The following is a 22,777-nucleotide window of genomic DNA, read 5'->3' on the forward strand; positions in this document are numbered from 1 at the left end:
GCGATTGCTTGAGAAGGTTTTCGCCGATCGCGCTTGGCAGGCGATTGCGCAGCCCCATATTGTCTGACAATACACATAATTCCCGAGCGATGTGGAGAGCAAAATGACGAAGCGGATCATGTTTACCGGCGGCAGCGGCAAGGCCGGCCGTCACGTCGTGCAGTATCTGGTCGAGCATGGCTGCCAGGTGCTCAACATCGACACCAGGCCGCTCGACAACCCGAAGGTGCGCACTTTGATCACCGACATCACCGACAGCGGCCAGGTTTTCAATGCGCTGTCGAGCTATGCGGGGCTGCATGAATTCGACCCGTCACTGCGGGCGCAGCCGGTCGACGCCGTGGTGCATTTCGCCGCCATCCCGCGCATCATGATCACGCCCGACAACGAGGTGTTCCGCATCAATGCGATGGGCACCTACAATGTGATCGAGGCGGCGGTGAAGCTCGGCATCCGCAAGGTGATCATCGCCTCCAGCGAGACGACCTACGGCCTGGTCTTCGCCAACGAACCGCGCAACCCGACACATTTTCCGCTGGATGAGGACTATGATGTCGATCCGATGGACTCTTACGCGCTGTCGAAGATCGTCAACGAGAAGACCGCACGCGCCTTTGGGCTGCGCAGCGGCTTCGACATCTATGCGCTGCGCATCGGCAACGTCATCGAGCCGCATGAATATGCGCTGTTCCCAAAATGGTTCGCCGATCCAGGTTTTCGCAAGCGCATCGCCTGGAGCTATATCGATGCCCGCGATCTCGGCCAGATCACCTTGCGCGCCATCGAGAAGGACGGACTGGGCTATCAGGTGTTCAACGCCGCCAATGACGACACCTCGTCCGACCTGCCGACGGCCGAACTCCTGAAGCGCTTTTATCCAGGCGTGCCGGTGAAGGCCGAGCTCGGTGAATTCGAGACGCTGCTGTCGAACCGCAAGGCGCGGGACGTGCTGGGCTTCCGGCCCGAACATAGCTGGCGCAAATACGTCAAAAACGCGTGAGCGGCGACAAACACAGGTTGAGCTGTGCACATCCTGGCACCTTGAGGCAAAGCGGGCTTTGCCGTGCTTGACAGCTTCTGAAAACCGGACTTTCTGGATATATGCGCGACGCAAAGCCGAATAACGAAAAAAAGCCGCCGGCGAAAACGGCGTTCGCCGAGCGTCTGGCGGGCGTTCGGCGGCCCGATGCGCCGCGCATCCCCGGCGCCAGCGTGCACACCTCGCTGGCGAGCGAAATCGGCCTCAGGATCGTGCGCGGCGACTATCCGCCCGGCACCATCCTGCCCAACGAAGCGAAATGGTCTGAAACCTTCGATGTCAGTCGCTCGGCGGTGCGCGAGGCGATCAAGATGCTGATGGCCAAGAGCCTTTTGTCATCGCGGCCCAAGATCGGCAGCTGGGTCGAACCGAAAGAGCGCTGGAACCTGCTCGACCGCGACGTGCTCGCCTGGTACGCGACCTCGCCCGACCGTGAGGTGTTCCTCAAGACCGTGCAGGAGTTCCGCCACATCATCGAGCCGGAGGCGACGGCGTTTGCCGCAATGCGGCGCACCGACGAGCAGATGGCCGAGATCAGCCAGGCCTGCCGCGAGATGGGCGAGGCGACCAACCTGCAGGAGCGCACCCGCGCCGACACGCGCTTTCATCTCGCCATCCTCCGGGCCTCCGGCAATGACCTCCTGGTGCCGCTGGGCGTCCTGATCGAGTCCGCCTTCGATCATCTCTTCGCCTATACGACCCGCGAGCTGGACGACCTGCAGCACGCCCAGAAGCTGCACGAAGCGATCGAGAGGAATATCCGGCTGCAACGGCCGGATGCCGCGCGCAATGCGGTGCGCAAGCTGCTTGCCAATACCGACGACGTCATCCGCTCCCGGTAGTCAATCTTCCTTGTCGCGCCCGAAGGCGACGCGCAACTCGTCCTTCGCTTTTTCCAGCACCCGCTTTCGCTCCTCCGGCAGGTTCCTGCCGGCGCGGTTGATGTAGAAATTCAGCATCGACATCGCGGACCGGAACGGCTCTGCCTTGCGGCGATGGCTGTGCTCGGCCGAGCGCTTCAACGAGGCGGCGATCTTCCTGGCATCGTCGGATTCGAAGACGTGCTCCTCGAGATCCAGCGCATCGCTGTGCTCGGTGACTTCGGCCGACCATTTCTTGCTGGCGGTCATGGCGAAACTCCTTCCCTGGGTGCACAACTCCGGGCGGCATGGCCGGTTCCCGATTGCTGGAGCCACCGATTTGTCCCTTGTGGCGCTGCTCGGTACAGGAAACGCGCCGATACTGGACGAGACCGCCCGATCACAAGGACGCGCGGACAGGAAACGCCGTGACGACAACCGTCTCCAGCCGCGCGGGTGGCCCCAGCATAGACAGCGCCTACGCGTGGATGCGGCTCGGCATCTCGATGCTCTTGTCGACGATCGGCGGCGCCGGCATGTGGGCGGTGGTCGTGGTTCTGCCCGCCGTGCAGGCCGAGTTCGGCGTCGATCGGGCCGCGGCCTCAATGCCCTACACCGCGACCATGGTCGGCTTCGCCGCCGGCAACGTGCTGGTCGGACGCGCTATCGACCGCATGGGCTACTGGATCCCGGCGCTCGTCTCGGCGGTGGCGCTCGGCGCGGGCTTCCTGCTCGCCTCGCTGACCACCTCGATCCTTGCCTTCAGCCTTATCCAGGGACTTCTGATCGGCCTCGGCACATCGGCGATCTTCGGCCCGCTGATCGCCGACATCTCGCACTGGTTCAACCGCCGCCGCGGCGTCGCGGTGACGGCGGCTGCATCCGGCAGCTACCTTGCCGGAGCCGTCTGGCCGACGGCGATGCCCTATGTCATGCAAGGCGAAGGCTGGCGCTTCACCTATGCCGCGATCGGCATCTTCTGCCTCGCCACGATGGTGCCGCTGGTGCTGATGCTGCGGCGCGGCGCGCCGCGCGAGGCCGCCCAAGGCTCGCCGGGAAGCCGGCCGGTGCAGCCGATCTCGCTGTCACCGGCGGCGCTGCAGATGCTGCTGGTGATTGCTGGCTTCGGCTGCTGCATGGCGATGTCGATGCCGCAGGTGCATATCGTCGCCTATTGCATGGATCTCGGCTACGGCGTCGCGCGCGGCGCCGACATGCTGTCGATCATGCTGGCGGCGGGCGTCGTCAGCCGCATCGGTTCAGGCTTCCTCGCCGATCGCATCGGCGCGGTGAAAACCTTGATCATCGGTTCGGCGCTGCAATGCCTGTCGCTGCTGTTCTACATTCCCTTCGACGGGCTGGCCTCGCTCTACGTCGTCTCGCTGGTGTTCGGCTTGTCGCAAGGCGGCATCGTGCCCTGCTACGCGATCATCGTGCGCGACTACATGCCGGCCAAGGAAGCCGGGCAGCGGGTCGGCATCGTCTTGATGGCGACGATCTTCGGCATGGCGGTCGGCGGCTGGATGTCGGGCTGGATCTACGATCTCAGCGGCTCCTACGCCGCCGCGTTCCTCAACGGCATCGCCTGGAACCTGGTCAATCTCGCGGCGATCTTGCTCCTCATATGGAAGGCAAGGCGGGGCGCCGAGGCGCTGGCCTGAAGTCCGCCGGCAACCTGGCTGTTCCAAGGTTGTCTACCGGCGCAAAGGGAGGGGCCAGGTGGGGCGGCGGCACTCGTCCGTGCTCTTTCGCTTGACGTCGCGCCCGAATACTGGATGCAGCAGGCTATTTACTTGGACAGGCTTTGGGCGGAAAATTGCGAAGTGGGAGGAAGCACTCGGAAAATCTCCTGAATAAATGCGCTCGAACGGCTTCCGCCCGTTGAATGCAAGGGAGGATAATCATGAGACGTACTTGCCTGCTCGCGGCATCCGCCGCGGCGTTGTTGCTCGGCGTGCCCTCCGCCTTCGCGCAGTCCGGCGGCGTCGAGAAAGCAGTCGGCGGCTACAGCTTCGAGGAAGCCGCAAAGGAAGCCCCCACCACCAAGGATTTCCATTCGGCCGATGGCCATCTCACCTTCGCCATCGTCACACATACGGCCGGCAACGGCTTCTTCGACCCGGTCTATGTCCGCGCAACCGCTGCCGGCAATCTGATCGGCGCCAAGATACTGCTGCTCGGCTCGGAATCTCCGACTGACGACCCGGCCCGCGAGATCGAAATCCTGAATCAGATCGTGCAGGATCCGACGATCGACGGGCTGATCATGACAACGCCCCAGGTCGGCGCCTATAACGACATCGTCAAGGCCGCCGAGGCCAAGGGCATACCGGTAGCAACGACCAATTCCTTCGACGGCACGATCCTCGACCGCAGCGGCATCAGCCATACCGGCCAGGACGCCTCCGCCGCGGCGATCGCCGGCGAGGCGCTCGTCAAGTGCTTGGCCGACAAGGGCATCGAGAAGGGCTCGATCGTCTTCCCGTCTTCGACCGCAATGGGCAACATCGAGGTAAACAGTCGCGTCACCTCGGCGTTCAACGCGGTCGTCAAAGGCCTGAAGGCCGCCGGCAAGCTCGAGGCCTTCAAGGTCGACGCAGGTCCCGAGAACACAGGTATCGACACCAATCCCAACGATCCGGTAAACGGCATCGTGACGCTGTTCGAATCGCGCGGTGACGTCGTCGGCGCCTTCGCCGGCAACAACGTTTTCACGCCGGCGTTGGTTAAGGCCGTCGCCCAGACCGGAAAGACCGGAAAAATCTGTGCCTATGGCTTCGACCTCGGTCCGGCCCAGCAGGATGCGTTGAAGAGCGGCGACCTGACCGGCGCGCTCGGACAGCAGCCCTTCCTGCAGGGCTTCTATCCGGTCATGCAGCTCTATCTGCAGATCGACCGTGGCATCTCAGCCGCCAATCTTGATACGCGCGCTCAGCTCGTGACGCAGGAGACTGTTGGAAAGATCGGCAAGCGTTTCGAGAACTGAATGTCGAAGCGATCCTGAACCCGGCGCGGGAGGATTTCTCCCGCGCATTTTGGCCTTCGGAACCCTTCATCAAGAAAATGCCCGCTGAAGCTCTCGCTCGTCGCCTTCCACCCCAGCTCGTCGGCGGCTGGGAAATGGGATTGCTTGCCCTGCTGGCGCTGATCTATCTCGGCGGCGCGGCTGTCAATCCGACGTTCTTCGGCTCGCCCGAGGCGTTCCATGCGTTGCTTCGCGATACCTCGCGGGTCGCCATCATCGCCGTCGGAATGACCTACGTCATCATCAACAAGGACCTCGACCTTTCGGTCGGCTCCATCTACGGCCTTGTGGCCGTCGTTTTTGCCAGGCTGTTCGCGCCAAGCTTCGCCGATCTCGACATCGTCACGTCGGTGGTCGTCTGCGTCCTGCTTGGCATGGCGATCGGCCTCGTCAACGGCGTGCTCGTCACCATCCTAAAAGTGCCGGCGTTCATCGCCACCTTGACCACGCTTTTGATCGGCCGCGGCTTCGTCCTCGCCCTGACGCATGGTCAGGCGATCTACTATCCAGGCAAGGCGAAGGAGGCGCCGCTGTTCTTCCATCTCGGCGAGACGAATGTCTTCGGGTTCAACAATCAGATCGCGATCTGCGCGGTCGTTGCCGTGATCGGCGCCTACGTGCTCGCCAACACCCGCTGGGGCTACGAGACCTTTGCGACGGGCGGCAACGAGCAGGCAGCGGTCTATGCCGGCATTCCGACGAACTGGGTGCGCATCCGTGCCTATCTGCTCTCGTCGCTCTGCGCCACCGTTGCCGGCCTCCTGTCGGCCGCTCAGGACAAGGGTGTGACCCCACTTTACGGCGTCAGCGGCGAACTGACCGTCATCGCAGCGGTGATCATCGGCGGGGCTTCCATTCTCGGCGGTCGCGGCCGCGTCGCCGGGTCCTGCCTCGGCGCCACGCTGGTCGTTCTGCTCGACAAAGTGCTGCGCGAGGGCTTGCCGATCACGCGCACCATCAAGATCGGCGAGGAGGAGGTGACGGTCAACGCCGTCTACTCCCTGCCAGTGGGCGCGGTGCCGGTCTTTCTCGGGCTGCTGCTCGTCATCGCCGTGCTGATCGAGCCCTATCTGATCCGCCGCCAGGTCGCGGCGCGCCTTTGGGCATGGCTGCGCGGCAGGCCGCCGCCGCCGGCCTTCGAGATCGGCGGCGTCGCGCTCGAGGGTGTGGTGACCAAGGGCGCGATGGCGACCGACATCGCACTGTCGGCGACCGGGTTCGGCAAGTTCCTCGCCCGGCGCGATGCCCTCGCCGTCATCCTGACCGTGGTGCTGTGGCTCACGGGTCTTTTCCTCAGGCCGGATTACTGGTGGAACCTGTCCAACACTTTCGCGATCCTGCTCAACTATACCGAGCTGGCGCTGATTACGGTCGGGCTTACCTACGTCATCGCGGCCGGCGATATCGACCTCTCAGTCGGAGCCGTCCTGGCGCTCGCCGGCAGCGCCGCGGCCTATTTCCTGAAGGTCCTGGGCGCCGACCCCGTCACCGCTGTCGCGATGGGCCTGCTTGCGGGAATGCTTGCCGGCCTCGTCAACGCCGTCGTGGCCGTCGGCTTGAAACTCCCGGCCTTCATCGCAACGCTTGGCATGTTTTACATCGCCCGCGGCCTCGCGGCGTGGTTCGTCGCCGGCCAGCAGCTTACCGGCTGGCCGGAGGGCTACAATTTGCTCGGCCGCAAGGTGAACGACGTCCTCCTTCACTTCGGCATCGTGCTTCCGGACGGCATCCTCAAAACACTGGCCGAGGTGGTCAGCGTGCAGACGATCTGGATGACCTTTGTCGCCGTGATTGCCGGCATCGTGCTCGCCTACACGCCGTTCGGGCAAAAGGTCTATGCAACCGGCGGCAACATGCGCGCCGCCGCCTATGCCGGCATCAACACCAATCGAGCGCGCTTCATCTCGCTCATGCTGGCGGCGTTCTGCGCGACGATGGCCGGGATCATCAACGTCGCCTATTTCCGAAGCTTCAACCCCGTTGCAGGCCAGTTCCGCGAACTCGACGCCATCGCGTCGGTGATCATCGGCGGCGGGTCGATCTTCGGCGGCTACGGCACCATGCTGGGTTCTCTGGCCGGTGCAGCCGTGATCACTCTCGTTAGGGCGCTCCTGCAGCTCAATGTCCAGGGCTTCAGCATGCCGCAGCATTGGATCAACGTCTTCATCGGCGTCATCCTCATTGCCGCGGTGCTGATCGACATCTGGGTGCGCCAGGCCAACCTCTTCGGTCGCCTGCGAGCCCGCCTCGCGCGACGCGCACGAACCCGGGAAACCATTCATGGCTGACGCTGCCTTGCCTCAACCGATCGTGGAGATGCGAGGCATCGAAAAAGCCTTCGGCGCCGTTCAGGCGCTTCGGAAAGTCGATCTGGTGCTCTATCCCGGAGAGATCCTTGGGCTGGTCGGCGACAACTCGGCCGGCAAGTCGACGCTCATGAAGATACTGACCGGCGCCTATCAGCGCGACGCCGGCGAAATTCTCGTCGCCGGCCAACCGGTGCACTTCAAGAGCCCGCATGAGAGCCGCGATGCGGGCATCGAGATGATCTACCAGGATTTCGCTCTTTGCGGAAACATGGATGTCGGCCAGAACATCTTTCTCGGCCGCTGGCCGCGCAAAGGCCCTTTTGTCAATCGCCGCAAGATGTACGCGGAAGCCGACAGCGTGCTGAAGCGACTGAAGGTGGACGTGAACTCCGTTTTCCAGAAGGTCGAGAGCCTGTCGGGCGGCCGCCAGCAATCCGTGGCGATTGCCCGCGCGATTTCGTTCGAGCCACGCGTCGTGATCCTTGACGAACCGACCGCCAATCTCTCGGTGATGGCGACCGAGCGGCTCCTCGAGACCATGCTGGAACTGAAAAGGCAGGGTGTCGCCCAGATCATCATCTCGCATCGGCTGGTCGACATTTTCGCCGTAGGCGACCGTGTCATGGTGCTCAAGCGCGGCGAGAATGTCGGCGACCGTCACGTCAGGAACACCGACGAGCACGAAGTCCTTGAAATCATAGTCTCCGGCACGCGGGAGCAGGCGCTTACGGCCGATCAGGCGAGGGCGGTCTGACCACCGAGGCTTGGACTGAGGGCTTATCGCCTCTACCGGGTGGGCTGAACCAATATTCGTCGGCTTGACAATGGCCATGGCCTGCGCGACCCAGACCGGAATGGGACGGGCTGCGAAACATGGCTGCTGTGGCTAAGCTGTCGATCCTCAACTCGCCGCTTCGCTCCTCTCGTGCAAAAAGGGCAAGGCGGTGACAAGGCCGCGATCGCGCCGCGGCGGCGGCCGGCCAACAATTGCCGACGTCGCGCGCAAGGCCGGCGTCGGCGCAATCACCGTGTCGCGCGCCCTGCGCGAGCCTGGGCGGGTTTCGGAAGATCTGCGCCGGCAGATACAGGCTGCCGTCGACGAACTCGGCTATGTGCCGGATCCGAATGCGCGGGCCTTGGCCTCGGCGCGCGCGGAGGTCTTCGGCGTGCTGGTGCCGTCGCTCACCAACAACGTCTTCGCCGAAGTGGTGCGCGGCATCTATGACAGCCTGTCGGACGGCCCGATCCGCGTCCAACTCGGCAACACTCACTATTCGGGGCTGGAAGAAGAGCGGCTGCTGCAGGTGTTCGCGCCGCAGCGCCCGGCGGCGCTGATCGTTGCCGGCATCGACCAGACGCCGCTGTCGCGAAAGCTCCTGGAGACGGCCGGCTGCCCGGTGGTGCAAGTGATGGAGACCGGGCCCGATCCGGTCGACATGCTGGTCGGCTTCTCGCATTTCGACGGCGGCCGGACGGCGACCGAGCATCTCATCGAAGCGGGCTATCGGCGCATCGGCTTCATCGGCGCGCGTATGGATCCGCGCTCGCAGCGGCGCCTTGCCGGATATCGCGCGGCGATGGACGCGGCCGGCCTGTTCGATCCCCGCCTGGTGACCACCACGCCGCTATTGTCCAGCGTGACGCTCGGCCGCGAGCTCCTGCGCGATGCGCTGGCCAAGATGCCGTCGCTCGATGGCGTCTTCTGCAACAATGACGACATCGCGCTCGGCGTGCTGTTCGAATGCCACCGCGCGGCGATCGCGGTGCCGAAGACCATCGGCATTATCGGCTTCAACGACCTCGACATGATGCAGTCGGCTTTCCCGTCGGTCACCAGCATTCGCACGCATCGCTACGAAATCGGCCGCCGGGCCGTGGCGATGGCGCTCGCCGCGATCGCCGGACAGCGGCCGCAGCAACGGGTTGTCGACCTCGGTTTCGAGCTCATACGCCGCGAGAGCACCGCGCGTTGAAACACGCAAAGGCGACTGTGCGAATGCCGGTTTACACCTAAATATGGTAGCGCTACCATATTTTCCGCCAAGTATGACATCGGCGAAACAGGGCTGTTTATTATACATAAGCAACAGCTCATGCTTGTTTATTATGTATAATATGATAGTTTTGTAAGCCGCCTGGAGGGACGGAAGGGGGAAGAAGAGGGACGGCGCAAGTCACCTCGAAAACGCATCGGGCTGGCGGGAGGGTGCTGGCCGACGGTGTCGGGACTTCATCAACAAGCAGAACTGCAACTGGGAGGAATACCGATGATCAAGTCACTCGTTGGCGGCGTCATTGCCGCCACTGCATTCGTCATGCTGAGCTCTTCGGCGATCGCCGATCCGGAAATCGTCAAGGGCCCGTCGGCAGAGCCGGACTGCTTCGCGCCGTGGGCGGCCGACACGCAGTTCTTCAAGTTTCCGAAGAAAGACGGGCCATATCGCATCGCGCTCGCCAACGGCTATATCGCCAATACCTGGCGCATCCAGATGATCCAGACCGCCAAGGCCTATGCCGCGCAGCCGGACGTTGCCAAGAAGTTGAAGGAATTCAAAGTGGTGTCGACCGGCGAGGACGTGCCGGCGCAGATTTCGGCGATCAACAACTTCATCGATTCCGGCTTTGATGCGATCGTCGTCAACGCCCAGAATCCGACTGCCTTCGGGCCGGTCATCAAGCGTGCCAAGGAAGCCGGCGTCATTCTCGTCGCCTTCGACAACATCCTCGACACCAAGGACGCCATCAACGTCAACGTCGACCAGAAAGGCCTCGGCGAGTTGTGGGGCAAGTGGCTGGTCGCGCACGTGCCGAATGGCGGCAAGGTGCTCGAGGTGCGCGGCGTTGCCGGTACCTCCGTCGACACCGACCGCCACAACGGCATCCATGAGGTGCTCGACGGGTCCGGCAAGAAGTGGGATGTCACCGAAGTCGTCGGCAAATGGGATGACGGCGTGGCGCAAAAGGCCACCGCCGACGCGATCGCCACCAGCGGGCCGTTCGTCGGCATCACCGGACAGGGCGGCGACACCGGCATCGTGCAGGCGATGATCGACGCCAAGCATCCGTTCGTGCCGTTCGGCGGCGAGACGGAAAACGGCTTCCGCAAGTTCTGCGCGGCGCACGCCGGCGATGGGCTGAAATGCTCTTCGGCCGGCACCGGCCCGGCCCAGGTCGCGGTCGCCATCAAGACGGCCATCGCAGCCCTCGAAGGCAATGTCGTGCCGCAGTCGGTCAAGCTGCCTTTGGCCATCGTCGAGGATCCGAACTTCAAGGCGGGCCAGGATTTCTTCCCCGACCAGTCCGACAATTTCTTCGTCGGCAATTCCTTCCCGACCTGCGGCATCAATTTCACCGCGCAGGAAATCATGGGCCAGACCAAGGAAAACAAGTAGCCTGATCAACCGGCGCCGTGGGGAAACCGCGGCGCCGGCTGCCTTGATGCCAATCGCAAACCGGCCTGGGGAGGGCTGATGGACGGCGCGGCTCCGCTTTTCCATATGGAAGGCATATCCAAGCGCTTTGGCGGCGTACGGGCCCTGGAAAAGGCCGACCTCACGGTGACGGCCGGCAGCATCCACGCCATCCTCGGCGAAAACGGCGCCGGCAAGTCGACGCTGATCAAGGTGATGGCGGGCGTCGTGGCGCCCGACGAAGGCCGCATGACGCTCGAGGGCCGCGACGTGACCTTCGCATCGCCGGCGGCCGCGAACCACGCCGGCATCGTCTGCATCTTCCAGGAGTTGTCGCTCATCCCGGAGCTCAGCGTCGCCGACAACATCGTCATTTCCGATCCGCCGAAACGCTTCGGCATGATCGACCGCAAGGCGCAGCGGCGCATCGCGGAAGAGGCGCTGGCGCGCGCCGGCGCTTCCGACATCCATCCGCTGGCGCTGGTCAAGGATCTGCCGCTGTCGCGCCGGCAGATGGTCGAGATCGCCAAGGCGCTGGCCAGGAAGCCGCGCATCCTGATCCTCGACGAAGCGACTTCGGCGCTGACGGCGGCCGATGTCGCCAAGATATTCGGCGTGCTCAAGCGCCTGCGCGAGGAAGGGCTGGCGCTGCTCTACATCTCGCATCGCATGAACGAGATCGCCGAGCTTGCCGACCAGTGCACGGTGTTCCGCAACGGCCGCAATGTGGCCAGCTACGCGGCTGGCTCGAAGAGCGACAACGAAGTCGTCGAGCTGATGATCGGCCGCGAATACAGCCACATCTTCCCGTCGAAGCCGGTCCGGCCACAGGCGGGCACCGTCCCGGTGCTGGAGGCGCGCAACCTCTCGTGGAGCGACCGGCTGGACAACGTCTCGTTGTCGATCGCGGCCGGAGAGGTGGTCGGGCTCGGCGGTCTCGACGGCCAGGGCCAGCGCGAACTGCTGCTCGCCTTCTTCGGCGTGCTGCGCGGTCTTTCCGGGCAGATACTGGTCGACGGCAAGCCGGTTTCGATCGCCAGCCCTTCCGCTGCGAGCGACGACCGCGTCGGCATGGCGCTGATTCCGGAAGATCGCAAGACCGAAGGGCTGATGCTGCCGATGACGGTGCGCGAGAACCTGTCCTTCGCGGCGCTCGACAGGCTGTCGAAAGCGGGCGTCATCGACCGCGGCGCCGAGCAGCGGCTGATCGACGACATGGTCGGGCTGTTGGCCATCAAGACGGCGGGCCTCGACATTCCGGTCGGCGCGCTGTCCGGCGGCAACCAGCAGAAGGTGGTGATCGCCAAATGGCTGATGCGGCAGCCACGCATCATCCTGCTCAACGATCCGACACGCGGCATCGATGTCGGCACCAAGCAGGAGCTCTACCAGTTGATGCGCAAGCTGGCCGACGCCGGCGCCGCAATCCTGTTCTATTCGACCGACTATGACGAACTGATCGGCTGCTGCGACCGCGTGCTGGTGCTCTATGACGGCGCGGTCAAACGCGAACTGGTCGGCGCCGACATCACCGAGCGCGCTCTGATCGCCAGCGCGCTGAACATCCACGGCGATGACGCCCGCGTGGGACAGGGAGAGGGCGCGTGAAAGACTGGCGCTACTGGCTTGCCGAGCAGCGCGGAACATTGCTCGCGTTCGGCATCTTCATTGTCATGTTCGCCATCTACAGCGGTAACCACCCGGCCGGCTTTACCGCCAATGTCGTGCAGACGGCAGCCAACAAGGGTGTGCTGCTTGCCTTTGTCGCCATGGCGCAGACGCTGGTGGTGATCACCGCCGGCATCGATCTCTCGGTCGGCATGATCTTCACGCTGACCAACTGCATGGCTTCCTGGCTGGTGATCGGCACCGGCCTCGAAACCGCGCTCGGCGTGGTGGCCGTGCTGGGCACCGGGCTCATCTGCGGCGCTGTCAACGGCGCGATCGTCATCTACGGCCGTTTGCAGCCGATCGTCGCGACAATTGCCACAAGTGCCGTCTATTTCGGCCTTGCCTTGCTGCTGCGGCCGGTTCCCGGCGGTTCGGTCAATGAAGACCTCGCCGATTTCCTGACCGGGCGCTTCTTCGGCGTCGTGCCGGCGAGCCTGGTGGCGCTGTTCGTCGTCGTGCTCATCGTCTGGGTGCCGTTCAGCCGCTCCGAACTCGGCCGCGCCGCATACGCGGCGGGCTCGTCGGAGACAGCGGCCTATATGTCGGGCGTGCCGATCCGCAGGGGCAAGTTCCTTGCCTATACGCTGGCCGGGCTGCTCGCCGCGATCGGCGGATTGTTCCTCACCTTCTTCACCTATACGGGCGAGGCGGCCTATGCGAGCGGCAACGCCTACACGCTGTTCTCGATCGCAGCCGTCGTGCTCGGCGGCGTGTCGCTGTTCGGCGGCAAGGGCAGCGCCATCGGCGCGATCTTCGGCGCGCTTGCCTTCCGCACCATCGGCGACCTGCTGTTCGTCTTCGACTTCGATCCGCTCTGGCAGCCTCTGTTCCAGGGCGTTATCCTGTTGATCGCGGTCAGCCTCGGCGCCTTCGCGCTGTTCAGGGTGCGCAACAGGCTGGAGTGGTTCCTGTGAGCGAAACGACGCTTGGCGGCATCGCCGGCCGCATGCCGAAATTCATCCGACGCGCCGACCCGGCGGTGGTCACCGCCTTTGCCTGCATCGTGATCCTGCTTTTGGTGGGCAGCCTCTATTCGCGCAGTTTTCTTTCGCCGGAATATCTCCTGCAGCAGCTGAAGGTCGCCTCGTTCCTCGGCGTGATCGCCACCGGCATGATGCTGGTGATCCTGCTCGGGCAGATCGACCTGTCGGTGCCGTGGTCCGTGGCGACTGGCGCGATGATGGCCTGCGCGGCCGCTGCCTACGGGCCGGTCGGCGTCGCGCTCGCCATCCCGTTCGGCATCCTGTGCGGCGTTGCCATCGGCATCGTCAACGGCGTCGGCGTCGCTTATCTGCGCATTCCCTCGATGATCATCACCTTGGCCACCAACGCCGTCGCGCAAGGGCTGATGGTGGTCTATACCGGCGGGTTCTCGCCGCAGGATGCGGCGACGGCAGCGATGCGCTACCTCGCGACCGGTTTTGCCATTCCGGCGGTGCCGAACGCCGTGATCATCTGGGCGCTGATAGGGGCCGCGATGGTCTTCGTGCTGACACGCACCAGCTTCGGCCGCGCCGTCTACGGCATCGGCAATCGCGAGCGCGCCGCCTATCTTTCCGGCATCGACACGCGCCGCGTGGTGCTGATCGCCTTTGCCGTGTCCGGCGGACTGTCGGCCTTCGGGGGCGTCCTGCTTGCGGGCTACGCCTCGAAGGCCGCGCAGTCGATGGGCGACGCCTATCTCTTGCCGTCGATCGCCGCGGTGGTGCTGGGCGGCACCTCGATCCTCGGCGGCCGCGGCTCCTATCTCGGCACCGTCGCCGGCGTGATCCTGATCACGCTGCTGCAATCGATCCTGTCGGTCATGCAGATGCCGGAGGCGGGACGCCAGATCATCTACGGCGTCGTGATCGTCGCCATGCTTCTGCTCTATGGCCGCGCGCCGGCAAGTCGCTGATCGTGGATGAAAGAATGAACGACATCCGGTCAGCGCCGGCCATCGTCGTGATGGGGGTGGCCGGCTGCGGCAAGACGGCCGTCGGCGAGGCGCTGGCCAAAGAGCTGCGCGCGATCTTCATCGAGGGCGACCGACTGCATCCGCCGGAAAACGTGGCGCGGATGGCGCGCGGCGAGCCGCTGACGGATGCGTTGCGAGAGGGCTGGCTCGACGCCATCGGCGGGCGCATCGCCGCCGCCGTCGCCGACGGACAGAAGGCGGTGGCGGCCTGCTCGGCGCTGAAGCGCAGCTACCGCGACCGGCTGCGCGGCTTCTGCCCCGGCGTCGTGTTCCTCTATCTGAAGATCGATCGCGAGACCGCCTGGCGGCGGGTCGCGCGCCGCAAGGGCCACTTCATGCCGGCAAGCCTGGTCGACAGCCAGTTCGCGACCCTGGAAGAACCGGGCCTGGGCGAGCCGGCGGTGACTGCGGATGCGACGCGGACCGTGACCGGGATCGTAAAGGACGCGCTCGCTAAACGGTGAACCGCTCTATCCTCTTTGCTTTGACGCAATCCGGACGGAAAACCGTCACACACTTTTCCTGGAATTGCTTCAGGCGGCGTCGCCGCCGATCGCGGGTTGATCCTGCTGGCCGGTGAGCCGGGAGGCGCCGGACCAGGCCATCATCTGATCCGGATATAATTTCACGGCTTCCAGCAGTCGGTCGCGCTTGAGCAGGATGTAGCCCGCCTGCAGGACCAGGTTCTTTGCCGCCACTTCCTTTGCCGGCAGGGATGCGGGTCGGGTGGCGTCGGGCCTCAGTTCCGGGCTGACGATCGCTCGGTACTCACGAAAGGGCGCCGCCTCCAGGGTCGACATGGCAAACAGCGCTGCACCTGCGCGGGCCGCGAAATTCGCCGGCGCCGAGGCGAGGTGGGTCCAGCCACGATCGCCCATGGCGATCTCGGTGAAGGTTGAGCCGGCGTGGATGGTGTTGGTCATCAACACGACGCCGTTCTCCTTCAGCGTCTTCTGGATGCGGGCCGTGACCTGGTAGGCGTCGGCGCGCTCGAAGACGATGCGGCTTTTCAGGAAGCGGTTTTCGACCTCGACCAGTGGCCTGTTGATCACATGCAGGCCGAATTTGCTTTCCGAGAAGCCGTGGAAGTTGACGCTCACCTGGTGCGCTTCGATGCCGGCTTCGAAGAGGGCGCGCTTGCCGATGATGGTCTGGGCGATGAACTGATCGCACCAGACGATGGCGCCACGGCCGCGCTGCAAGGCCTCGCGCAAGCCGTCGAGCCCGTCCAGCCGGATAGCGGGCGACCAGCGCCTGCCAGGCACCAGATGAGCGGCAAGCATCAGGCGGCGGCGGTGCGCGGCGGCGAGATGGCCCCTGAAAAGGCTTCGCGTGTCGACGTCATCGCCAAGCACTGCTTTGATCGCGACGTCATAGCGCGCGAATTCCTTGCGAAAATGGCGCTTGCGCCGAAGCGTCGAAACCCAATCGCAGATCGGCGCCCACCAGGCGACCGGCAGGATCGCCGCCACGCCGAGATAGAACAGGGAAAGCAGGCTTTCGCGCAGATCCTTGTTGGAGACGCTGCGCAACTTGCCGGGGCGAACGAGCTTGCGGCTGAAGAAGCGGACGGTCTCGCCGCGGTCCGGCACCGCCACGTCGGCGATGACCTCGGTATGGTAGATGCTGGCGGATGACGGTTGCCGTTTGGCCCTGCGGGACTTGCCAAGCCAAGGCAGCCTCATGCGTCGGATACCCCCAGGATCTTCTTCCATCCGTCAGCCGCTTTACTGCGTCCGTCGCAGATAGACAACCACGGCATGGCAGCGCGGCCTGGGCGATCAGATCTGCGACGTCAGCTCTGCGGGGAAATCGTCGTTGTCGGCGTCGCGCATGGCGGCGAGGCTGCGATTGTCGAGCACCTCGGCGATCGCCTGGCGCACTTCCAGCATCATGTGGCGGACCTGGCAGGTCGCCTCGTCGCAATCCTCGCAGCGCTGGTATTGCGTGCGGCTGGCGCAAGGGATCGGCGCCAGCGGTCCGTCGAGCACGCGCACGACATGGCCGATCTTGATCTCGGAAGCGGGCCTGGCGAGGCGATAGCCGCCTTCCTTGCCCTTGCGGCTCTGCACGAAACCGGCATTGCGCAGTTCGCCGAGGATGGCATCCAGGAACTTCTTCGGGATGTTGTTGGCGACCGCAATGTCGTTGACGAATGCAAGCTGGCCAGCCGGCAGGGTGGAAAGATGCACGAGGGCCTTGAGGCCGTATTTGCCTTTTTTGGTCAGCATGCCCGATTCAGTTCATCAAACCCCAATCGCCCTGCATCTGGCGGTTGTTTGTGTGCAAATCATGACAGTCTGGCCGCGCGAGGCGATTTGGCACAACAATTCGTCAACGCAGGTTTAGGCACAAACGCGTTGATTCTTCGTAACGTTTTTCACATTGGCCGCGATGATTTCGCCGGCAGAAGCGACGCCGGCTCCAGATAAGAAGAAAGCCGGCAAAGCCGGCTTTCCAGTACTTCCCCGTCGAGGCTTATCGGCTGCCATAGGCCTGATCGAGCAGGCCGCCTGCCGCGAAATGCTCTTTCTGCACCTTGTCCCAACCGCCGAAGACGTCCTGCACCGTCAGCAGGCGGACGTCGGGGAAGTCGGCCTTGTACTTGGCGGCGACCGACGTGTCGCGCACCCGCAGGCCATCGCGGGCGGCAATGTCCTGGCCCTCGGGCGAATAGAGAAAGTCAAGATAGGTCTTGGCGAGATCGCGACTGCCGTGCTCGTCGGCGACTTTGTCGACGATCGCCACCGGGAATTCGGCCAGCAGGCTGACTGAGGGCGTGACCTGCTCGAACTTGCCGACGCCATATTCCTTGCGGATCCCGCGTGTTTCGGATTCGAAGGTGATCAGCACGTCGCCGATCTCGTGCTGCACGAAGGTGGTGGTGGAGGCACGGCCGCCGGTGTCGAAGATCGGCACGTTGTTGAACAGCTTGGCGATGAACTCCTTTACCTTGGCGTCGTCGCCCTTGAAGGCCTCCTTGGCGTAGGCGGTGGCGGCGAGATAGGTGTAGCGCGCATTGCCCGAAGTTCTCGGATTGGGGAAGATAACCTGCACGTCGTCGCGGACAAGATCGTTCCAGTCCTCGATGTGCTTGGGATTGCCGGCGCGGACTAGAAAGGACGGCAGCGAATAGAAGGGTGAGGCGTTGTCGGGGAAATCCTTCTGCCAGTCGGCGGAAACGAGGCCCTTCTTGACCAGGAAATCGACGTCGGTGACCTGGTTGAGAGTGACGACATCGGCACCCAGGCCGTCGGCGACGGCGCGCGCCTGAGCCGAGGCGCCGGCATGGGACTGATCGATCGTCACGCCGGGATGCTGGGCGATGAAGGCCTTGTTGATATCGGCGAACAATTCGCGGCCAACGTCGTAGGACGCATTCAGGAGCCTGTCGGCTGACCAGGCCTGGGAGGAAGCGAGAACGAGGCCGACGAAAGCGGTGACGCCAAGCAATAAGCGCTTCATGGAGCGAGTCTCCTTCGGAATAATCAGAAACTATGATGCGACCATAATAAGGAAAGCCTGGTCCGACGAGGCACGCACTCCGGGTGGATGGCGGGAGCGAGGAAAAAGGCGCGCCCGAACAGCTGTTTGGCTGGATTTTTTTCCAGGCAGATTCATCGCGACGCCTGGCGGGCGCCACAGGAAAGCGCAGGCGCAAAGATGCGTCAGGAAGCCGGGAAAAGCTTCCAGCGTCCCGGCCTGAACGCCACCCGGCTCTTCTGCGCCGCGGGATGATCGATGGGCAGCTCGATCTCGACGCGCTGGCGCTCGCCGCCGACCTCGAGCTCGACCCGTCTGGTGCCGGCGACGCGCCGGCTGGCGGCGACCGTGCCGGCGATGCAGCCGCTGCAGCCGTCAAGCAGCTCGACATCGTGCGGACGGAAATAGAGCAGTGCCTCGCCGGGGGCAGCGTTCGGCGCCGGCAAGCCGATCGGCCGGTCGGCGAGCCAGATCTCGCCGTTGTCGACCTTGACCGGCAGCGAGCTCGATTCACCGATGAAGGAGTAGACGAAGGGCGAGTTCGGCGCGTCGTAAATCTCGTCGGCCGAGCCGACCTGCTCGATGCGGCCCTGGCTCATCACGACGACACGGTCGGCGAGTTCCAGCGCTTCCTCCTGGTCGTGCGTGACGAAGACCGTGGTATGCCCGGTGGCGTCGTGGATCTCGCGCAGCCAGCGGCGCAACTCGCGACGCACTTGCGCGTCGAGGGCGCCGAACGGCTCGTCGAGCAACAGCACCTTGGGCTCGATCGCCATGGCGCGCGCAAGCGCCACGCGTTGACGCTGACCGCCGGAAAGCTGCGCCGGGTAGCGCTTCTCCAGCCCCGACAGCTGGACGAGGTCGAGCAGTTCCGACGCCCGGCGACGGATCTCTTTTCCAGACGGCCTTGCGGTTCCATGCCGGACCTTCAGGCCGAAGCCGATATTGTCGGCAACCGTCATGTGGCGGAACAGCGCGTAATGCTGGAAGACGAAACCGACATTGCGCTCCTGGATCGACTTCTGGGAGGCGTCCTCGTCGCCGAAGAAGATGGCCCCTTTGGTCGGCCGTTCCAGGCCGGCGATCAGCCGCAGAAGCGTCGTCTTGCCGGAGCCGGACGGTCCAAGCAGCGCGATGAGCTCGCCCGACCTGATGTCGAGCGACACGTCATGGAGCGCCGGAAACCGCTCAAACTCCTTGCGCACGTTGACAACGCGAACTTCCATAGAATGACCTCTATCAATGTCCGCGCGACGCGGCGATCTCGGCGCCGTAGCGCATCTCGAGAAGTGTTTTCAAGACCAGCGTCACCAGGGCCAGGCCGGCCAGCAGCGAGGCGACCGCGAAGGCGCCCACGGCGTTGTACTCGTTGTAGAGGATTTCCACATGCAGCGGCATGGTGTTGGTGAGGCCGCGAATGTGGCCTGAGACCACGGACACTGCGCCGAACTCGCCCATGGCGCGAGCGTTGCAGAGAAGCACGCCGTAGAGCAGCCCCCATTTGACGTTGGGCAGCGTTACATACCAGAAGGTCTGCCAGCCATTGGCGCCCAACGAAAGCGCCGCCTCCTCGTCGCCATTGCCCTGTTCCTGCATCAGCGGGATGAGCTCCCGGGCGACGAACGGAAAGGTGACGAAGACCGTGGCCAGCACGATGCCGGGCACAGCGAACAAGATCTGGATGCCATGCGCCTTGAGCCATTCGCCGAGCAGTCCTTGCGCGCCGAAGAGCAGCACATAGACCAGGCCGGAAATGACGGGCGACACCGAGAAGGGCAGGTCGATGAGCGTGGTCAGAAACGCCTTGCCCTTGAACTCGAATTTGGCGATCGCCCAGGCGGCCGAGATGCCGAAAATGACGTTGAGCGGCACCGAGATCGCCGCCACCAGCAGCGTCAGGCGGATCGCCGAGCGCGTGTCGATACTGGAAAGGGCCTCCGAGTAGGAGCCGATGCCCTTGGCAAGCGCCTCGTGGAAGACGACGATCAGCGGCAAGAGCAGGAAGACGGCGAGGAAGGCGAAGGCGATTGCCATCAGCACGGTCTTGACTTGCCGGCTTTCGGTCACCGCCGCCGACTGGCTCTCGTGATGCGGCTCGTAGGATTTGATCTCGGGGTCAGCCATAGCGCTTGCGGCTCCAAGTCTGCACGAGATTGACGACCAGAAGCATCAGGAAGGATAGCGCCAGCATGATCGCGGCGACCGCGGTCGCCGCCTCGTAATTGTATTCCTCGAGCCGGATCACGATCAGAAGCGGCGCGATCTCGGACTTGAAGGGCAGGTTGCCGGCGATGAAGATGACCGAGCCGTATTCGCCGACGCCGCGCGCGAAGGCGAGCGAAAACCCGGTGATGATGGCCGGCGCCAGGCCGGGAAAGAGCACGCGGGTAATGATCTGGAAGCGGCTGGCGCCTAATGTGGCTGCAGCCTCCTCGACCTCCTTGTCGATCTCTTCCATGATCGGCTGTACGGTGCGCACGACGAAAGGCAGCCCGATGAAGACGAGCGCCACGACAATGCCGAGCGGCGTGTAGGCGACCTTGATGCCGAGCGGCATCAGAAGCTGGCCGACCCAGCCATTCGGCGCATAGAGCGTGGTGAGCGCGATGCCGGCGACCGCCGTGGGCAACGCGAAGGGCAGGTCGACCATCGCATCGGCGACGCGGCGGCCGGGGAAACGGTAGCGGACCAGCACCCAGGCGACGATCGTGCCGAACACGACGTTGACGACCGCAGCCAGGAAGGCGGTGCCGAAGCTGATCTTCAGGGCATTCAGGGTGCGGCGGTCGGTAGCGATCGCCCAGAAATCTGTCCAGCCAAGTGCTGCCGAACGCCAGACCAGCCCCGAGAGCGGGATGAGGATGATGAGCGTGAGGTAGGCAAGCGAGAAGCCGAGCGTCAATCCGAAGCCCGGAATGACGCTCGGCTGTCTGAACCGCCACCCCGCTTTAGCGGGTGTTGTGGTCATGGAATTCCGGCTTGTCCCTTCTTACTCAGAACCAGACCGCCCATCGCCTCGGCTCGGGCACTCGTACAATAGACCCAATCAGGTTCATCCGGCCTAATGGCCACCATGCTTCATTGGGCGGGCTTGTAAATCTGGTCGAATATACCACCGTCGCCGAAATGATAAGGCTGCGCCTTCTTCCAACCGCCGAATTGCGGATCGTCGATGGTGACCAGCTTGATTGCAGGCAGCTTGGCGAGGTCCTCAGCAGGCACAAGGTCGGGCTTGGCCGGACGATAGTGGTTCTTGGCGATGATTGTCTGGGCCTCCTTGGAATAGAGCCAGCCCAGATAGGCCTCGGCGACTTTGCGCGTGCCCTTGGCGTCGACATTGGCGTCGACGACCGCGACCGGCGGCTCGGCCAGGATCGAGGTCGGCGGGTAGACGATGTCGAAATTGTCGGCGCCGAATTCGTCGAGCGCGAGATAGGCCTCGTTCTCCCAGGCGATCAGCACGTCACCCAACCCCTTCTGGGCGAAGGTCACCGTCGAGCCACGGGCGCCGGTATCGAGCACCGGGACATTCGCATAGAGCTTGCCGACGAATTCCTTGGTCTTGGCTTCGTCGTTGCCGTCATTGGCGTTGGCGTAGGCCCAGGCGGCGAGATAGTTCCAGCGAGCGCCGCCGGAGGTCTTCGGGTTCGGCGTGATCACCTGGACGCCGTCCTTGATCAAATCGTTCCAGTCGTGGATGCCCTGGGGGTTGCCCTTGCGCACCAGGAAGATGATGGTCGAGGTGTAGGGTGCCGAATTGTTCTCGAACTTCGTGCGCCAGTCCGGATTGATCTTCTTCGTCTTCGAGGCGATGGCATTGATGTCGCCTTCGAGCGCGAGCGTCACGACGTCAGCATCGAGGCCGTCGATCACCGCGCGGGCCTGCGCGCCGGATCCGCCATGCGATTGCTGGATGGTGACGGTTTCGCCGGTCTCGGCCTTCCAATGCGCGGCGAAGGCCTCGTCATAGGCCTTGTACAGTTCACGCGTCGGGTCGTAGGACACATTCAGAATGGTCGTGTCGGCGAACGCGAAACCGAGCGTGCCGAACTGGACAGATGTGGCGACCAGCGCGCCGAGCAGTTTCCTGAAATGAGGGTTGGTCATTTCCGCCTCCGTTGAACGGCACGAACTCTAGCGATTTTATAGAAATTAGATGCATTGAATGTTGCCTTTTTCGCCTCCTTGCAGCAATTTTTCGCTGAGCAGCGCCTGGTCAAGGAAACAATTTCCTCAGCCTGCAACGCCGGACTCCTCGTCAGCCGACCTAATTAGAAGCGGTCCGCCTCCAGGCAAGTCCCTGCGGTCTAGCTAGTTTGCGGTGACCGGAAAATCGAAACGCTGTTTCGGAAAGGGCTCTTTCGCCAGCGTGAAGTGCCACCATTCGCGCGCATAGTTGCGGAAGCCGGCGGAGCGCATGGCCGCCAGCAGCATCTTGCGGTTGGCGGCTGCCTGGGCGGGAAGAGGGCGATGGACCGTCTCGCTCATTGGATCGAAACAGTCGAAGCCGGTGCCGAAGTCCAGCGTGACCGCGTCGGGTGCCCCGCAAGCGGGATGTGCCGCGCTTGTCTTGTCCATCTCGGCGATCGCCAGATCGACGGTCGAGCCGCGCGAATGGCTGGACAGCTCGCCGACGTAACCCTTGGCGATGAGGTCGCCGCGCTCGACCGTCGGGTACCATCGCGGGTCGGGTGGGCCGCCTTGCCGCGTCCATTGCCCCATATCGGCAACGGCGCGCGCCGGGCGGTAGCAGTCGAAGACGACCAATGTCAGGCTCCTCGCGGCGATCGCTTTCTGGACGCTGGAAAGCGCCTTCGCCGCCTGTTCGGTCAGAATGCAGACCGGCGCTTCATAGCCTTCGACCTTGCGGTGCAGGAAGTTTTGGGATCCGGCATAGCGGATGTCCTTGCGGATGGTCGGATCGATATCGGCCAGCCGCACGAAGCCGGCGGGGAGGGGATCGGCGTGGGCGGCGAAGGAGGTGGCAGCCAGAAGAGCCAGCGTTGCGATGGTTGCAGCAGAC

Annotated in this window: 21 protein-coding genes; 12 read left to right on the top strand and 9 right to left on the bottom strand. The window is 63.9% G+C overall.

Going from position 1 to position 22,777, the window contains the following annotated elements:
• Positions 1–103 precede the first annotated feature (103 nt).
• Both EJ067_RS27990 and EJ067_RS27995 read left to right on the top strand, forming a co-directional pair.
• Entirely contained in the window at positions 104–1,000 is an 897-nt protein-coding gene (locus tag EJ067_RS27990; RefSeq protein WP_126088382.1) for an NAD(P)-dependent oxidoreductase, read from the top strand.
• A gap of 101 nt (positions 1,001–1,101) precedes the next feature.
• On the top strand, positions 1,102–1,881 hold the full coding sequence (locus tag EJ067_RS27995; protein ID WP_126088383.1) for a FadR/GntR family transcriptional regulator: 780 nt from the start codon (positions 1,102–1,104) through the stop codon (positions 1,879–1,881).
• Here EJ067_RS27995 and EJ067_RS28000 read toward each other — a convergent pair whose 3' ends face one another.
• Complete coding sequence (locus EJ067_RS28000) at positions 1,882–2,169, bottom strand: DUF3175 domain-containing protein (protein ID WP_126088384.1); 288 nt, start codon at positions 2,167–2,169, stop codon at positions 1,882–1,884.
• A 218-nt stretch (positions 2,170–2,387) separates the two neighbouring features.
• Between EJ067_RS28000 and EJ067_RS28005 the strand changes: the two genes are divergently transcribed.
• The 10 genes from EJ067_RS28005 to EJ067_RS28050 all read left to right on the top strand — a co-directional run bounded on the left by EJ067_RS28005 (position 2,388) and on the right by EJ067_RS28050 (position 14,735).
• Positions 2,388–3,560, top strand: a complete 1,173-nt coding sequence (locus EJ067_RS28005; protein WP_126089778.1) for an MFS transporter — start codon at positions 2,388–2,390, stop codon at positions 3,558–3,560.
• Positions 3,561–3,802: 242 nt separating this feature from the next.
• Entirely contained in the window at positions 3,803–4,885 is a 1,083-nt protein-coding gene (locus tag EJ067_RS28010) for a substrate-binding domain-containing protein (RefSeq protein WP_126088385.1), read from the top strand.
• A 77-nt stretch (positions 4,886–4,962) separates the two neighbouring features.
• Positions 4,963–7,212, top strand: a complete 2,250-nt coding sequence (locus EJ067_RS28015; RefSeq protein ID WP_126088386.1) for an ABC transporter permease — start codon at positions 4,963–4,965, stop codon at positions 7,210–7,212.
• A complete protein-coding gene (locus tag EJ067_RS28020) occupies positions 7,205–7,987 on the top strand; it encodes an ATP-binding cassette domain-containing protein (protein WP_126088387.1) in 783 nt (260 codons plus the stop codon). The genes EJ067_RS28015 and EJ067_RS28020 overlap by 8 nt, the downstream gene beginning before the upstream one ends.
• A 190-nt stretch (positions 7,988–8,177) precedes the next feature.
• Positions 8,178–9,206, top strand: a complete 1,029-nt coding sequence (locus EJ067_RS28025; RefSeq protein ID WP_126088388.1) for a LacI family DNA-binding transcriptional regulator — start codon at positions 8,178–8,180, stop codon at positions 9,204–9,206.
• Between the two features lie 294 nt (positions 9,207–9,500).
• Positions 9,501–10,625 carry a sugar ABC transporter substrate-binding protein gene (locus EJ067_RS28030; RefSeq protein WP_126088389.1) on the top strand — a complete coding sequence of 375 codons (1,125 nt, stop codon included), beginning with the start codon at positions 9,501–9,503 and terminating at the stop codon, positions 10,623–10,625.
• A gap of 78 nt (positions 10,626–10,703) precedes the next feature.
• Entirely contained in the window at positions 10,704–12,251 is a 1,548-nt protein-coding gene (locus EJ067_RS28035) for a sugar ABC transporter ATP-binding protein (RefSeq protein ID WP_126088390.1), read from the top strand.
• Complete coding sequence (locus EJ067_RS28040) at positions 12,248–13,228, top strand: ABC transporter permease (protein WP_126088391.1); 981 nt, start codon at positions 12,248–12,250, stop codon at positions 13,226–13,228. The genes EJ067_RS28035 and EJ067_RS28040 overlap by 4 nt, the downstream gene beginning before the upstream one ends.
• A complete protein-coding gene (locus EJ067_RS28045; RefSeq protein ID WP_126088392.1) occupies positions 13,225–14,211 on the top strand; it encodes an ABC transporter permease in 987 nt (328 codons plus the stop codon). The genes EJ067_RS28040 and EJ067_RS28045 overlap by 4 nt, the downstream gene beginning before the upstream one ends.
• 14 nt (positions 14,212–14,225) lie before the next feature.
• Entirely contained in the window at positions 14,226–14,735 is a 510-nt protein-coding gene (locus tag EJ067_RS28050; RefSeq protein ID WP_245468077.1) for a gluconokinase, read from the top strand.
• Between the two features lie 69 nt (positions 14,736–14,804).
• Here EJ067_RS28050 and EJ067_RS28055 read toward each other — a convergent pair whose 3' ends face one another.
• The 8 genes from EJ067_RS28055 to EJ067_RS28090 form a co-directional block, all read right to left on the bottom strand.
• Positions 14,805–15,956: a hypothetical protein gene (locus EJ067_RS28055; RefSeq protein WP_126088393.1), complete on the bottom strand. Its 1,152-nt coding sequence runs from the start codon at positions 15,954–15,956 to the stop codon at positions 14,805–14,807.
• Between the two features lie 96 nt (positions 15,957–16,052).
• Positions 16,053–16,502, bottom strand: coding sequence for an Rrf2 family transcriptional regulator (locus tag EJ067_RS28060; protein ID WP_126088394.1), 450 nt, complete (start codon positions 16,500–16,502; stop codon positions 16,053–16,055).
• 247 nt (positions 16,503–16,749) lie between these two features.
• Complete coding sequence (locus EJ067_RS28065; protein WP_126088395.1) at positions 16,750–17,736, bottom strand: sulfate ABC transporter substrate-binding protein; 987 nt, start codon at positions 17,734–17,736, stop codon at positions 16,750–16,752.
• Positions 17,737–17,939: 203 nt separating this feature from the next.
• On the bottom strand, positions 17,940–18,980 hold the full coding sequence (locus tag EJ067_RS28070; protein ID WP_126088396.1) for a sulfate/molybdate ABC transporter ATP-binding protein: 1,041 nt from the start codon (positions 18,978–18,980) through the stop codon (positions 17,940–17,942).
• Positions 18,981–18,993: 13 nt separating this feature from the next.
• Positions 18,994–19,878, bottom strand: coding sequence for a sulfate ABC transporter permease subunit CysW (cysW, locus tag EJ067_RS28075; protein WP_126088397.1), 885 nt, complete (start codon positions 19,876–19,878; stop codon positions 18,994–18,996).
• On the bottom strand, positions 19,871–20,722 hold the full coding sequence (gene cysT / locus EJ067_RS28080; protein WP_126088398.1) for a sulfate ABC transporter permease subunit CysT: 852 nt from the start codon (positions 20,720–20,722) through the stop codon (positions 19,871–19,873). The genes cysW and cysT overlap by 8 nt, the downstream gene beginning before the upstream one ends.
• Positions 20,723–20,832: 110 nt before the next feature.
• Positions 20,833–21,861, bottom strand: coding sequence for a sulfate ABC transporter substrate-binding protein (locus EJ067_RS28085; protein ID WP_126088399.1), 1,029 nt, complete (start codon positions 21,859–21,861; stop codon positions 20,833–20,835).
• A 204-nt stretch (positions 21,862–22,065) separates the two neighbouring features.
• Positions 22,066–22,764 (bottom strand): M15 family metallopeptidase, encoded by a 699-nt coding sequence (locus tag EJ067_RS28090; RefSeq protein ID WP_189510819.1) that lies wholly within the window; start codon positions 22,762–22,764, stop codon positions 22,066–22,068.
• Positions 22,765–22,777: the final 13 nt, after the last annotated feature.

This window comes from Mesorhizobium sp. M1D.F.Ca.ET.043.01.1.1 (assembly GCF_003952385.1).
GTDB lineage: Bacteria > Pseudomonadota > Alphaproteobacteria > Rhizobiales > Rhizobiaceae > Mesorhizobium.